The sequence below is a fragment of the Hungatella sp. SL.1.14 genome (assembly GCF_024460495.1).
Taxonomy (GTDB): Bacteria; Bacillota; Clostridia; order Lachnospirales; family Lachnospiraceae; genus Hungatella; species Hungatella hathewayi.
The window spans coordinates 22,942-37,503 of the sequence record NZ_JANFYJ010000036.1 but is presented as its reverse complement, the minus strand read 5'-3'; the positions used below and the strand labels follow the sequence as shown (position 1 = coordinate 37,503).

Below are 14,562 nucleotides of genomic sequence, written 5' to 3'. Positions count from 1 at the left end.
TCTGCTATATTTCTTGACTTATATCATAGTTTTTGTGTATCATTAAAGCAGATTAACAGGAGGCGTTATATATGAAACAGGATTGGGCAGCCTTAAAAGAGGAAAACGAAATACTAAGCAAACTGGCCAGCCACGACTGGCTGACCAGCATTTATAACCGTGGTGCTACGGAGACAAAGATCAACCAGCTGCTGGCCGAGAAAAAGACCGGCGTCCTTTTCGTACTGGACGTAGACCAGTTCAAGCAGATCAATGACCGATACGGCCACATTACCGGAGATTCTGTTCTTCAGGAGGTCGTCCGAATCTTAAGCCTCATGACCTTTAAACATGATATCCTGGGCCGTGTAGGCGGGGATGAATTCGTTATCTATATGCCCCTTGCACAGAACCAGAATTTTGTAGATGAGCGGTGCCGTCAGATCCGGTCCCGCCTTTTGGGAATCCAGATGACCAATCCGCTTATCAACGGAATCTCCGTCACCGTATGCGGAAGCCTGTATCAGCCCGGAGACGATTATAAAAGCCTGTTTGACCGCGCCGATCAGCTTCTTCTGTCAGAGAAACGAAAGAAAAATAAGAAGCCGTTTCTCACCGCAGCCGAAGAACGCCGTTCTGCCGCCAGAAAAGGCATTGAGATCGATATGGCGCTGATTCGCACCGAATTGTCGGAGCAGGAACTGACCACCGGCGCATACTGCCAGGATTACGATACCTTCAAAAGCATATACCGCTTCGTAGAACGCCGGCTGCGCCGGAGCGGTGAGAGCGCCTACATCATTCTTTTTACTCTGACCGACAAAAACGGGGATTTTCCAAAGCTGCTGACCCGTGAGAATCAGATGGATACCTTAAAATCCGTCACCCAGTATTCCCTTCGTCTCGGCGACGTCTTCACCCAGTACAGCAGCTGCCAGTACCTCGTCATGGTTTCCGACGTGGACGGTCAAAACGCGGAACTGATCGCCCGGAGAATCTCCGAAGCCTTTTATGCAGAGACGGCTGATATTGAAGATAAGCTTCTGCTGCATCACTGCTACCCGCTGAAACCGGCAGGGACCTCTTAACATCACAACACTCCGAAAGCGGATACTGAAACCCGTTTTCGGAGTGTTGTTTTCATTTCATCGGTTATTTTCCCCATTTCTTTGACCTTCTTTCCCTTACTTCTTATGAAGGGAAAGCAGCTTATCGAGATACACGGACTTTAACTGCTTGCTCGCCAATGCCTGCTTAACCGGAGGCAGCTCCAGAATAGAGGCAAACACGGCCGCCATGGCCCGGTGGTTGGCAAACGCCTGATTATCGAAAATCAGATTCTGCAGCGTCCCCTTCTCAATCGCCTGGAGCACAAACCGGTGAGTGCTGTTGACCGGCGTGATAATCTGTTCCGGCCTCCTCTGCAGCTCGATGGCCTTCACCGCGCAGTTTCTCGCGCAGACGCCGCAGCCCAGACAGATCTCCTTATTCACCACTGCCTTCTTCTTTCCGTTCTCCCCCTCTTCCATGGATACAGCCAGAACCGGACAGACCTTTGCACACTTGCCGCAGCCCACACAGTGTTCCAGTGATATCTCCGGAATATAATTCGTCGTTGCCACCGGCTGCATCGGGCTGAAATGTCTTGCCGCCTGCAGCGCCTCACAGCAGCAGCCGCAGCAGTTGCAGATGAAGGCCGGATGTTCCCGCACGTTCTCCCCGATCTGCACCAGATTGCTGGCATAAGAACGTTCCAGGGCGTCCAGCGCCTCCTCCCTGGAGATCAGACGCGCGTAGTCGCCATGCTGCGCCAGAGACCGTGCCACATTATCGAAGGTAAGGCAGACATCCCATGGCGCATTGATCTCACACGGATGGCCTGCATGGTACATCTTATGGCGGCAGTAGCACAGCCCCAGTCCGATGTATTCCGCCTCCTCCACGATATGGGTGGCCCGCTCGTAATCCAGGATATGATTCGTCTTATCATTGGCCAGAACCGGCTCCTGGACATACACACGCCCCAGCTTCGTCTCCGTGGCAAAGAACAGATCCTTGATGAAATCCTCCTCCACGTTCATATACTGGTAATAGAGCTCCCCCAGATAGTGCTGGTCAATGTCTCCTCTCGTCCTCATCAGTGCAAACTCGATAAACCCCGCCATAGGCGGCGGCATCACAAACTTGCGCACACCGTTGTGATAGGAGTCCACCAGAAGCGCCTTTTCGCACAGGTGGTCCAGCAGCCGCTCCGCCTTAAACTCCGACGTCTGCCAGATCTTCGCCGCCTTCTTCACCGTAAACGGGCGTACAGGCAGGAGCGCCACCCACTTCGCCTCTTTCTCCGTATACAGGACCTCCAGTATCTTATATAGGGTCTCTGAGGTCGGAGCCCCCTGTGTAAACCAGTTGATGCGGTCGCTTAGATTCCGGTAGGCGTCCCGCGTTGTCAAATGTCCCATTCCTGTTCCTTCTTTCTGTCCGGCTTAGAGCCAACTTGTACCGCTTCCTGTTTACCGTTCCGGCTTCCGAACCCAGTATTCTTATAGAAATATTAACATATTTTTGCAATTAATACCAGAAAAGAAGGTCAAACAGCTGCTCGTCATCGTTCCAGGCATTACAGTTCACACTCTGTCCGGTGGTCCGCAGCCCGCTTTGGCTCCTTCCCGTCTAGGAAAACAGCTCACGGTACAGCCGTCTGGCGTAATTATCGGTCTTCCCGCCTAAATACCGCTGAAACCACTCCCGGACAGCATATTCACCAAAATGGCCAAACGGCGGATTCCCAATATCGTGAACCAATCCGGCACACAAAAGCGTATCCGAAAATTCCGTCTCCGGGTTATGCTCAAACCAGGCGTCTTTCCCTGCCTCTTTAAGCCGCCGGTACACCAGTTCTCCCAGCCTCTTCCCGATCGCGGAGACCTCCAGAGAATGAGTAAGACGCGTTCTGACATAATCATCCGACTCCAGCGGAAATACCTGCGCCTTGTCCTGAAGACGGCGAAACAGCGTACTCCTGATAATCGTATCATAGTCAGACCGGCCAGGCTCCTCCCCGTCTCCTGATTGATAAAACCGTTCCTTTGAAAGCAGTTTTTCCCACTCCATACAGTTCCTTTCCGATGCTCAGTCCATCTCTTTCAATTTTAGGAAAAAATAGATTTTACCACAGTCCGGCCCAGGATACAAGCGCTATTTAATTAAAAATCCCTTCCAGCCACTGTCCGATCCGGCTTCCAAAGTCTTCCCCCCACTGTACCATCTTCTTCTCATACTCTTCCTCCAGTTCCTCGATACGCGCTTTCACCTCCCCGGAGAATTCTCCTGCTCCGAAATTCCCCATAAACGCCTCGATCAACGGGTCTGTAATCTTCATGATCCATCTGCCGTTTTCCCGGCATACCGTCACCACCACATCGGTCGTCACACTTCCTTCTGCCTCGTCCAGATACGGGAGGACTCCTCCCCTGTCGTAATCCGCTTCCGCGATCTCCTCAAACAGTTCTTTCAGCCCCGTTCCCTTTCCGTCCGTCATTTTCTCCAGAACATGTACGGTATAGCGCCCCATTACATCGGACATATCCGTATTTGTAATGCGCACGGAGATTACAGACCGTTCGCCCTCCGTCTCCGCACCAGTGATCTCCCACGTCAGATTCTCCACTATCTTCTCCGCAAACGCACGGTTGGCCTTCTCTTTCGCTCCCTCCAAAATCCCCGGCTGCTGCAGCTCGCTGAATACCCGGTAACGCCTTCTCACCGGTATTCCCAGCCAGTTTCTTTCTGTGCTCACGTAATTATCCGTAAGAGCATTGAATGTCTCCAAATCCAGTGTCTGCAAGGCTTCCATCGCTGACTGTACCGCCGCTTCCGGCGTCTCTGCATAATCTGTGCTTTTCTTCCCGCTGCATGCCGCCAGGCATACGCATATGGCTGCCGCCATGAATATTATCTTTTTAAGTCCCTTCATTTCTAACTCTCCCCTTTCCGCGCTTTGTTCCCTTTATTATACAATTCCCCGCTTTATGGAACAATGGCCGCAGCACAAACCGGCAGTGCGGCAGCAAAAAAAGACGCCTTCCGGCGCCTCCTTCTGTTCTTTCTCAAATCATTCATTCTGCCGCGGGAATCATCGCGGAAAAGCAGAACCAGCCATCCTCGCATCTCAGTGCAGAGGTTCCCCCCAGGCGTTCAATCACGCCATTCACATTAAGCAGCCCGATCCCGTGGTTTCTGCCATCCCTTTTTGTAGTGGCAATCTTCTTCCCATCGATGATGACAGGCTCCGCCACAGGATTACTGACGGAGAGAATCAGTTCCCCATCTTCCAGGACCATTTTAAACCGGATGATCCTGCGCTCTTCCAGCTTTTCACAGGCCTCCACCGCATTGTCCAGCAAATTCACCAGAAGCGTGACCAGATCCTCCTCCCCCATCATCAGTCCGGACAGGTCATTGACAGACAGGATCATGGTAATATTCTTTTCCAGCGCACACTGATATTTCTGGTTTAAAACTACATTGACAACCGCGTGATTCGTGTTTACCACATCCGCGCTTTCCCGCAGATTTCCATTCAGTGTTTCAACGTAATGAAGCGTTTCCTCCAGGCGGCCCTCCAGCAGCAGCCCCTGAATGCAGTTTAACTGATTTTTATAGTCATGCAGCTCCCGTCTCTGCCGCTCATAATTCCTCTGCATATTCTGGTACATCTCCATCTGGTTCTGCGTGCGTTCCTGGAGCAGCCGCATCTCCTGGACCCTGGCGTCTTTTTCCAGAATATTTCCGATGAAATACAGGGCAATCACATTCAGAATGCCAAAACCGGATACCGCTACCAGCCGCTCTGTTTCACCGCTTCCCGTCATCATGCTGATTGCCATGATGACGATCATACTGAATACGGGGAAATATCCATACCTGGCCCACTGCCCCCCGGTTAAGCCGCTCAGCCCTTTTCGGTACCGGTAATGAAACAGCAGAATCAGGCACAGCAGAATACTGTAGGACAACTCTTCCTCCAATGCCTCAAGCCCCCTGTACTCCGACGGCAGTGCCCAGACAGCCGATACCACGATGGCCATCACGATCCACATAAGAGCACAGAACAGCACGGAAAGAATCAAACTCTGCACCGCCTTCATCTGAAAATAAATCCACGAAACCAGCCACAAAACAACGATCACTCTCACCGGCTGCAGGATATAAGGCGGAATTTCCGTCAATGCGATGGCCAGAAATCCCAGGGTAAATACAGGAACAGCCGTATCCTTCACCCACCTGTACCGCCACACACGCATCGGCACGATGGTTTCATAGTATATGCCGCATCCGATCCCCAGCATCAGGCACAGCAGAATATTCCGCATCACAATCCCCATGGCATCGCTCCTTTGTATACTGCATACTCTTCCTTCACTGCCTGGAAGCGGGGCCTGGGAATGGGCAGACGTTCCCCGTTATCGAGCTCCGCCTCATAATTCCTGATTCTCCTCACGTGCCGCATATTCACCAGATAGCTCTTGTGGATACGTAAAAAACCATATTCTTTCAACCGCCGTTCCACCTCGTCCAGCTTTAAATACGCCTGACAGGTCTCCGGCTCCGTCCCCTGACAGCAGAAGACAGCCTTATGCTTCCGGCTCTCTACATAGAGAATCCGCTCGGTAAACAGCCTTACCGTTCCCTCTACACAGGAAAATTCCACCTGCTCCAGCCGTTTTCGCTTAAGAACCGCATCCATACACTCCGGAAGCGCCGCATCCAGCGTATCCTTCATGATAAACCGCACCGCATCCACCTTATACCCTTCCGGTGCGTAATGAAGAAACGCGGTCACAAACACAATCGCCGTCTCAGAACGGAGGGACCGCATCCAGGCAGCCGTCTCGATCCCGTTCACATGGCTCATACTGATATCCATAAATACAACATCATATTTCACAGCATTTTCCGGCTGGCTTACGAATTCTTCTCCGGACATAAACAAAGAAAGCGCATACTCAAGACCGCGCCTTTCCAGATACTCCGTGAGAAGCGTTCTGATGGTTTCCCGGTAATAGTTTTCATCATCACATATGGCAATCTGAAGCATAAGACCTCCCTGCGCACTTCCGCCGTATTAAAAAATCCCACAGACGAAACCGCCTGCGGGATTTGAATAAACTCGTGTTCTGTCTGATTATCTCTTGGAGAACTGAGGAGCACGACGAGCTGCCTTTAAGCCGTACTGCGCGAGTTTTTGAGCTGTTTTTCCTTGATATTCCGGGCTTTTCCGGCTTTCGGCTTCTCAGTTATCCGGTGTGCGGACCATAAAAAACGGCCTTTTTTCATTCAGCGATAGCCTGATGAAACGCACCATTTACTACCCCAAACAACTCCTCTGGTTTATTGTACTTCACTTTTGCATAGATGTCCATAGTTGTTTTGCTGTTTTCGTGTCCGGCAAGGTATTGTACTGTCTTTGGATCAACGCCCGCATAGAGAAGATTGGTGATGTAAGTGTGCCGCAGCTGATGAGGTGTCACATCAAAGTCCAGCGTATATCTGATTTGGGGTTGATTCTTCTGGGTCATACCCAGCGTTGGAGTAACCGTATATTTGATACTCTCCCCATTTACATACTTATAATAGTTCCGGGGCTTAGTGGAGCGGACAACGACATACTGCCACACTCTTTGAAACTGCGAGGCAGCCAGTGGCTCTCCTTTGCTGTCAGCGATCACATAATCTGATATGGAATTTTCTTTCGTTTCTCTCAGACAATCCACCAAACACTTCGGTATCGGAATATCCCTTTTTGCCGCCGGAGTTTTTAGCACCGTAGAAACCACGGGTCTGTTATGCTCTGTACGCCATGCCCGTCTCACCGATAGATAAGGCGTATCCTCGTCCAGAAATACACAATCCCATTGCAGTGCAAGAATTTCTTCCCGACGCAGACCGGAATACAAACCGAGCATAATAAACAAATATGGAGGAAGCCCCTTGACTGTATCCAGAAGCACGGCTACCTGCTGATCTGTCAATGCCTCCTTCTTTTTTGTCGGTTTTCCGCCTTTACCGGATATTCCCGCACAGGGATTGTGCTCAAGAATTTGGTTTCTCTCTGCCGCATAAAAAATGCACTTGAGCAGCATATTGACCTTATTGTATAAGCCTTCCGATTTCTTTGACAATGGAACAAGAGCCAGCCGAATATCGTCAGCAGTCACTTCTTCCATATACATCTCTCCCAGAGGTTTGATGATATAGTTTGTCATATCCCTCGTATAACCTCTGAGTGTAGACGCAGACACCTTTGCCGACTGCATCAGCAGCCACTTCTCTCCATACTCAGCTACTGTCGGGTGCTGCCGGTGAAAGATAATTTCTTCCACCTGCTTCCGAGCCTCTAACTGCTTCTCATACAATTCTTCACAAGTAGCGGCATACAAACTCAACTCTTTGCCATCTGCATCCGTAATCCTGGTTCTGTAATACTGGATTCCTTTCAATGTAATGGTCCCATACTTCGGGATCTGTGTTTTCTTTTTTGCCATCTTTGATCGTCCTTTCTTGATAATGTGTAGTCTCCGTATCTACACTCTCTTTTTATCAGAAAGCCTCGATTTAATCAAAGATACGGCTGATGTAAAACAAAGAGCGAGACATCCTTGCCTCGCTCCTGCTTTACTTCCTATTTTATTATTACTGTGCTGCGTCCCAGCTTGCAAACGCGCAACTCATTGATCTGACCAGCTCATCTGGTCTGTTGTACTTAACCTTTGCATAAATGTCCATGGTAATCTTGCTGCTTTCATGGCCTGCCAGGTATTGAACCGTTTTGGGATCTACCGATGCATGAATGAGATTGGTAATGTAAGTATGCCGCAGCTGATGGGGTGTTACTTCAAAGTCCAGACTGTAAACCACTTTTCCGTTATGAGCAGCCTTTTCTCCCAAGACAGGTGTGACAGTATGCTTTACTCTTTTTCCATCTTCATACCGATAATAGCTCCGCTCCTTGACCGTCCTCGTAACAATATACTGCCAAAGTCGCTTAAACTGCGTGTAGGACAGCGGTTCGCCGTCCCGGTTTGAAACCACATACTCCGAAGTCGATGTTTCCTTTGCTGCTTTCAAACACTCAGCCAAGCAAACAGGAAGAGGGATATTTCTCTCCGCAGCCTTGGTTTTCAATTCGTCTGAGATTACCGGTCTGTTGTGTTCTGTGTGCCATGCCCGCCTTACCGTCAGATATGGAGTATCCGTATCCAGATATACTGAATCCCATTGCAGAGCAAGAATTTCTTCCCGGCGCAGCCCTGCATATAAACCAATCATGACAAAGACATAAGGCGGCAAATCTCGGATAGCATCCAAAAGGCGTGCTGCCTGTTCATCTGTCAAAGCCTGACGATCCTCTTGTGGAACACCGCCACCTTTTGTCGTGAGATAAATCGTCGGGTTATGGTCAATGATCCTGCTTTCCATTGCTGCGCGAAAGATAGATTTGTAAAGGATTACCACAGATTTATAAACCGATGCAGATTTCTTGGAAACCGGAACAAGGGCAAGCTGAATATCATCCAGGCTAACCTCACCCATCCGTTTATCTCCCAATTCCGCTATAATATGCCGCCTGACCTTTGAGGTGTAATCCGTCAAAGTAGTAGCTCGTACATGAACCGACTGCATCAGCAGCCACTTTTCACAATACTCTGCAACTGTGGGCGTTTTCCGATGAAAAGTGGCATTCTCAATCTGTTCCAACGCAAGTGTTTCTTTGTTGTATAGTTCTTCAGGTGTTTTTGCGTAGATAGCTACGAGCTTACCATTCGTGTCTTTGATTCTGGTCCTATAATATAGGACACCTCTTTTCATAACTGTGCCATATTGAGGAAGCATTATTTTCCTATTTGCCAATTCCTCCACCTCCTAAGAATATACTCCAGCGCTGTATCTATGTTTTATCAGACCATTATGATTTCGACAAGGATACGGACCGGCTCACACTCCAGCTCTGCGAGGTTTACGATATGTTGCGTTCTTTTCTGCTGGCTTTGCTCTGTGGGTGCATTTTGCGATATACTCCTGAAGGCCCGCCGAGGTAAAGTACACACAGCCATTCTGCACATATTGCACATAAGAAATAAGGCCATTGTTACGGGCCGCGTCCAGCGTTGCAATGCTGATACCCAAAATTTCTGCTGCTTCTTTTCGCGTAATAAGTTTTTCCATAAAGCATATTTCCTCCAATCCGTCAAGTTTGTCATCGTGTTTGTTCAAAATCACATGAATACGCTGGCAGCCGAAACCACCAGCGCATGGTATCTGATTTTGAACAGAAAGCGGCAAACGCTTCCTATTTATATTTCTCAGCTTTCGTCACATTTGCCACGCCCCCTGACGATGGGAACACAATAGGTCTCCGCTGGCGCGGATGTCATAACTCCGCAGCATCGTTCGTAACGTGTGCCGCAGGGTTCCCCCCAAGTCTTTGGCGGGCCGTGAGGAAGTATCTTTAAGCCCCCATGTAGTCATCGCGCCAAATCTGCCACCATTCTTTTATGAAATCGTAGATCGCTCCGAAGCAGTGCTTTCATCACCTCCCTGACTGCTCCATCCTCGCGGCGTTTCATATTCGCTCGTACATGGGTTATGTACCTGTTGTGCTGTCTATTCGATTGTCAATGTGCAGATGAAGGAGGAAAACTTGTCCTTCTTATTAACACTGACAAAAAAGGCAAAAAACAGGCGCATCAAACGAAACTCTATCAAAAATATTTTCCGAGCTGCTTTAAGCCGCGCCGGATACTGTCTCGGACACGGCTTGGGTCTACACCTTCTACCCCGGCAATTTCATTTACCGTCATTCCCAGGTAATATCGGGCATAAATCCTCTTTGCCTGTTTTTCCGGTAAATTCATCACAGCAGAATAGACCTGCTCCTGAAGCTGCTTTTCCTCCAGAAGCATCTCCGGTGTTTTCGGCTTCAACAGCACCGCATTTTCAATGCCATTCTCGCAATCCAGAGAATACTGTGCTTTATAACGATACATCTTTCGCTCATACGCAGCCTCCGCACGTTCAGCTGCTCGAATAGTCTCCATTACTTCCTCTGTCACATCTACAAAAAAGTCTGTTGTATAAACATCAGGATAAAGTTCCCGAAGGTTAATTTTCTTCATTATGTACCTCCATTTCGATTCACGGGTGATTGACGAGTGAATCGAATGGAGGTGGGGAACGACACCGGTATACAGCCGGATTATCTCCGAAAAAAAGGCAACAAAAAACGCCAGATTCCCGCAATGGGAAACTGGCGCACCAAGAACAGTCATTATTATGCTGAATCACATGGAACGATAATGCCGATGCAATGCTATACTTGCCCGGAGGAGGGGCAATGCTTTTTTTAATTGATGTAGATCATGGGAGCTTTGAAAAAGCAAAAGAGACACGGCAAATTAACCTCCAAGCGGCTACCGTGTCCCTGCAAGTCGTCATTAGTTTGTGTAAACGCAAAGAAACGGCGGCTCTGAAATTGTCCTTCAAAACCGCCGATTGAGTTCAAACCTTAAAATAGCGCACGAAATTATCTGCCCCAGTCAACGGTTTTTTTCTTTCCCCGGACGGGGCAGATAACTTATTATGCAGAGCAGAGCGGAGCCGATGTGCGCTAATCGGTTCCTTGTACTTTCTCCTTCAGCTTTCGGAAAGATGTATCACTGATGGCGTGTTCAATCCGGCAGGCGTCTTGTTCCGCTGTTTCCTGATCGACGCCAGCAGCGATAAACTGCTCCATAAAAAACAAATGGCGTTCATAGATTTTCTCGGCAATCTCCCGACCTATGACGGTCAGATGAAGGAACCCATCATCATCCACGGTCAGAAAACCTCCATTTTTCAAAACGCCTACCGCATGGCTGATACTCGGTTTGCTAAAGCCCATGTGCCGGGCAAGGTCAATGGAGCGGACCATGCCCTGTTTCCTTTGAAGAACCAACACGGCCTCTAAGTAATCCTCGCCTGACGCATATAGTTTCATTGCCTCCTCCTTCCCACGGCTATTTTAGTTTCCATCCAATCGCTTTCTTGCGAATACCAATGAAATCTGCATAAATACCAGGCTGCCTTATCAAATCCTCATGTTTGCCTGTCTGAACAATGTGACCACCAGACAACACGAAAATTTGATCTGCGTTTCTGACTGTTTTTAGCCGATGAGCTATCATAATAACCGTTTTATTCTTTGTCAGTTCTGCAATAGCACCCATCAGAAGATTTTCATTTTCTGGATCGACGCTTGATGTAGCTTCGTCTAAAATGATGATAGGAGCGTCTTTCAGGATTGCTCTGGCAATCGAAATCCGTTGCTTTTCACCGCCGGACAATGTAGCGCCTCCCTCTCCAATTACGGTGCCATAACCATCTGGCAGGCTCATAATAAACTCATGGCAGCAAGCCTTTTGAGCTGCTTTTACAACTTCTTCATGGGAAGCCGCTGGATTGCCGAATTTGATATTATTTTCTATGGTATCAGCGAAAAGATATACCTTTTGGAATACTTCGCTAATATTGGTAAGCAGACTGTCCAGTGTGTAATCCCGCACATCTACACCGCCGATTGTAATTTTTCCTCCGTCAACATCCCAAAACCGGGCGATCAGGTTACAAAGCGTACTTTTTCCGGCACCGGACGGACCGACGATAGCCGTTACGGTTCTTTCGGGTATAGTCAGGCTCACATGATCCAGAACCTGGTGTTCGCCATAAGAAAAAGAAACATCATCAAAAACAATATTGTAATTTTCAGGCTTTACGGGTTTACCATGTTCGTCCATGACGGGAGTTTTGTCAATTTCGTTTACTTTGTCAATCGAAACATCCAGTAACCGCAGGAGTGCGGAAGTATTTCCGGCTGACTGAAGCTGACTAAAGAGCATAAATGATGCTACTGTCATAAGCAGGCAAATGGAAAGCGCCATCGTTCCATTCAGGTAAAAGTACAACCCCTCCACTATAACAAGAATACTTGTTCCGTAGAGAATGATTTGTTGCAGCATATTGTAAGGGACGAATGTACGCTCTAATTTCAGATTTTTATCCTTGCTGTCCAGAATTGCCTGTCTCATTTTGCTATTGGAATTTTGACCGAGATTAAAGGATTTTACAATCAGCATCCCTTGAACGTATTCCAGCACATTAGAAACGAGGGCCTCCTGGGCCTGCTGTCTTTGTGGCGAAACCGTTTCCGATTTTTTCTGTAACCGGCCGATGCACCATGTAAAAAGCAGAATCCCGCACAAAATCGTCAGTCCGATCCGCCAGTCGATACAGAGCATAACAATAGTAATAATCGCTGCATGGATATAGCCGCCTAATATGTTGGTTAGCACCATGGACGCATTATTTTCAATATCGCCCATAGTCGTAGTGACGACAGAAGTCAAATTCCCCAAATTGTGATCGTTGAAATACCCCATCGGCATATATTTCATGCGATCTCCAATATGAATCCGTTTCTCCGCGCACATAAAATATCCAATTTGCACCTTGCCGAAATCTGAAATGTAGCTGCAATAAATTTTAAGCAACATACTTGCCAGGGTGATTCCAAATATCATCCAGATCATAGACGTAGTAAAACCGTCTGTTAAACCCGAAAAAACCATGGCTAATGCTCCAAAGGACATCATATCAAAAAGGGAGTGCAGGACAGAAAAAAGGATAGCTTTTTTCATTGTCCCCTGCATTTTCCCTGAAAACTGATAAATCTTGCTTAATGTCTTTATCATCTTCGCACCTCCTACGCCACATCTTTTGTGTCCATGTGCGCTTTCCACATTTCCTGATAGAGCGTACAGGAAGTCAATAAGTTTTCATGTGTTCCTTCGTCAATAATCTGCCCATCTTTTATGACAACAATTTTATCTGCATCGGTAATCGTAGAAAGACGGTGCGCAATCATCAGAACGGTTTTCCCGGCAATCACTTTTGCCATTGCCTCTTGAATTAAGGCTTCATTCTCGGCGTCAATGTAAGCGGTTGCCTCGTCAAGAATAACAATCGGCGCATTTTTCAGTACAGCGCGGGCAATCGCAATTCTCTGGCGCTCACCGCCCGACAAGTGACCTCCTGCACCTCCGACAACTGTATGGAATCCATTTTCCAGATTCAGAATGAAATCATAGCAGCCACAATCTCTGGCAGCCTGATATACTTCTTCATCCGTTGCGGATGGTTTTCCCATACGGATATTTTCTAAAACAGTTTCGTCAAAGAGATAGTTGTCCTGTGAAATATAAGCGATGTTATCCATAAGCTGTGACAACGGAATTTTGCGAATATCTGTTCCGTCTAACTTGACAGTTCCGTTTGTTACATCCCAAAATCCCGCAATCAGCTTTGTAATGGTAGACTTGCCGCCGCCACTGGGACCGACAAAAGCGGTAATGCTGTTTTCTGGAATAGAAAGGTTGATATTTTTTAGCAACGGCTTTTCGCTTTCATACGAAAAGCTGACGTTTTCTAACACAATATTGGAAGAATGAATAGACACCGGCGTTTCCGGGCGATCCAGTTCTTTTTCATCCAATACGGCGCACAATTCCCCGACTACTGATTTCATTTGAGAAATGCTGTCCGTAAAGTTCATGGCATTTAAAATTGGTGTGATAATACCCAATGACAGCACGATACAGGTAACAAATGCCGGAACGCTCAGACTCCCGTTCCGGTACAGGACACAGCCAATAGGAAGAACACACACTAACACACTGGGCCAGATTGTAACAAGCATGGATTTGTAAAGCTGCACGCTTTTCATCCAGTTCACAGCATAGGCCGCATTATCTTCAACGGCATCTGAATATTTCTGGTAAGAATTAGCAGACTGATTAAACGCCTTAATGACTTCTATTCCGCCGATATACTCAACCACAGTGCTGGTCATTTTACGCACGCGCATAATAAGACCCTGGAATTTTTCTTCATATCCATTTGCCATTCCCTTATAGCACAACATACCAATCGGCAGGGTAATCAATGCAGCCAGCGCCATTCTCCAATCCAAAAACAGTAGGTAAATCAGAATACAAATCGGAATACAGAGATTCGCTGTCAGCTCCGGTACTAAATGCGCAAGGGTCGTTTCCATTCCCTCCACACGATCTACCAAGACATTTTTTAATTCTCCCGATGGGGTGTTAATCATATAGCCCATCGGAACCCTGGTAAGTTTATCTGCTAGTTTCAGGCGGATCTCCGCCAGAGTTGCGAAAGTGGCCGTATGGGAAACTAAAGTAGAGAAATTTGCAAAGCATACTTTCCCAAGGAAACCAATTCCCGCAATCAGACACCACTCCATATAGACGGACACAGATGTCTCTCCATCCATCAAGAGAATCACAATTTTTGAAACTGCAAAAAACGGCAGCAATCCGGCGGCAACACCCAGGATTGCCAAAATCACTGAAAGAACATATTCACCCTTATATGGAGCGGCAAGTTCCATCAGTCTGGACATGGGATTATCTTTCTTGTCCATTTCACATACGCTCCTTTTCATAAAAATAGAGGTTGGTTAAACAC

General features: G+C 47.8%; 13 protein-coding genes and 1 pseudogene. 2 read left to right on the top strand and 12 right to left on the bottom strand.

Annotated elements, in window-relative coordinates; genetic code table 11:
- Window positions 1–71: 71 nt before the first annotated feature.
- Window positions 72–1,067: a GGDEF domain-containing protein gene (locus tag NE473_RS27115; RefSeq protein WP_006770719.1), complete on the top strand. Its 996-nt coding sequence runs from the start codon at window positions 72–74 to the stop codon at window positions 1,065–1,067.
- Window positions 1,068–1,163: 96 nt separating this feature from the next.
- Here NE473_RS27115 and NE473_RS27110 read toward each other — a convergent pair whose 3' ends face one another.
- From NE473_RS27110 to NE473_RS27070, 9 genes and pseudogenes are all read right to left on the bottom strand, one after another.
- Window positions 1,164–2,441, bottom strand: a complete 1,278-nt coding sequence (locus NE473_RS27110) for a 4Fe-4S dicluster domain-containing protein (protein WP_055650452.1) — start codon at window positions 2,439–2,441, stop codon at window positions 1,164–1,166.
- A 265-nt stretch (window positions 2,442–2,706) separates the two neighbouring features.
- Window positions 2,707–3,093, bottom strand: a pseudogene (locus NE473_RS27105) (HD domain-containing protein); the annotation flags it as partial.
- Window positions 3,094–3,181: 88 nt separating this feature from the next.
- Complete coding sequence (locus NE473_RS27100; protein WP_055650450.1) at window positions 3,182–3,955, bottom strand: outer membrane protein assembly factor BamD; 774 nt, start codon at window positions 3,953–3,955, stop codon at window positions 3,182–3,184.
- 142 nt (window positions 3,956–4,097) lie between these two features.
- Window positions 4,098–5,366 carry a sensor histidine kinase gene (locus NE473_RS27095; protein WP_055650449.1) on the bottom strand — a complete coding sequence of 423 codons (1,269 nt, stop codon included), beginning with the start codon at window positions 5,364–5,366 and terminating at the stop codon, window positions 4,098–4,100.
- A complete protein-coding gene (locus NE473_RS27090) occupies window positions 5,354–6,079 on the bottom strand; it encodes a LytR/AlgR family response regulator transcription factor (RefSeq protein ID WP_055650448.1) in 726 nt (241 codons plus the stop codon). The genes NE473_RS27095 and NE473_RS27090 overlap by 13 nt, the downstream gene beginning before the upstream one ends.
- Window positions 6,080–6,314: 235 nt before the next feature.
- Complete coding sequence (locus NE473_RS27085) at window positions 6,315–7,526, bottom strand: tyrosine-type recombinase/integrase (RefSeq protein ID WP_055224661.1); 1,212 nt, start codon at window positions 7,524–7,526, stop codon at window positions 6,315–6,317.
- A gap of 148 nt (window positions 7,527–7,674) precedes the next feature.
- Window positions 7,675–8,892, bottom strand: a complete 1,218-nt coding sequence (locus NE473_RS27080; protein ID WP_055224659.1) for a tyrosine-type recombinase/integrase — start codon at window positions 8,890–8,892, stop codon at window positions 7,675–7,677.
- Between the two features lie 84 nt (window positions 8,893–8,976).
- Window positions 8,977–9,207: a helix-turn-helix domain-containing protein gene (locus NE473_RS27075; protein ID WP_008728422.1), complete on the bottom strand. Its 231-nt coding sequence runs from the start codon at window positions 9,205–9,207 to the stop codon at window positions 8,977–8,979.
- 536 nt (window positions 9,208–9,743) lie between these two features.
- Complete coding sequence (locus NE473_RS27070; RefSeq protein WP_015518833.1) at window positions 9,744–10,157, bottom strand: sigma-70 family RNA polymerase sigma factor; 414 nt, start codon at window positions 10,155–10,157, stop codon at window positions 9,744–9,746.
- A gap of 218 nt (window positions 10,158–10,375) precedes the next feature.
- Between NE473_RS27070 and NE473_RS27060 the strand changes: the two genes are divergently transcribed.
- Entirely contained in the window at window positions 10,376–10,537 is a 162-nt protein-coding gene (locus NE473_RS27060) for a hypothetical protein (protein WP_015529866.1), read from the top strand.
- A gap of 111 nt (window positions 10,538–10,648) precedes the next feature.
- On the opposite strand, the gene NE473_RS27055 is transcribed toward NE473_RS27060, so the two are convergent.
- Genes NE473_RS27055 through NE473_RS27045 form a run of 3 tightly spaced genes read right to left on the bottom strand, consistent with a single transcriptional unit; the run spans window position 10,649 to window position 14,485 of the window.
- Window positions 10,649–11,017: a metal-dependent transcriptional regulator gene (locus NE473_RS27055; protein ID WP_117453447.1), complete on the bottom strand. Its 369-nt coding sequence runs from the start codon at window positions 11,015–11,017 to the stop codon at window positions 10,649–10,651.
- A gap of 19 nt (window positions 11,018–11,036) precedes the next feature.
- Complete coding sequence (locus NE473_RS27050; RefSeq protein ID WP_178683542.1) at window positions 11,037–12,767, bottom strand: ABC transporter ATP-binding protein; 1,731 nt, start codon at window positions 12,765–12,767, stop codon at window positions 11,037–11,039.
- Between the two features lie 11 nt (window positions 12,768–12,778).
- Complete coding sequence (locus NE473_RS27045) at window positions 12,779–14,485, bottom strand: ABC transporter ATP-binding protein (protein ID WP_502802852.1); 1,707 nt, start codon at window positions 14,483–14,485, stop codon at window positions 12,779–12,781.
- Window positions 14,486–14,562: the final 77 nt, after the last annotated feature.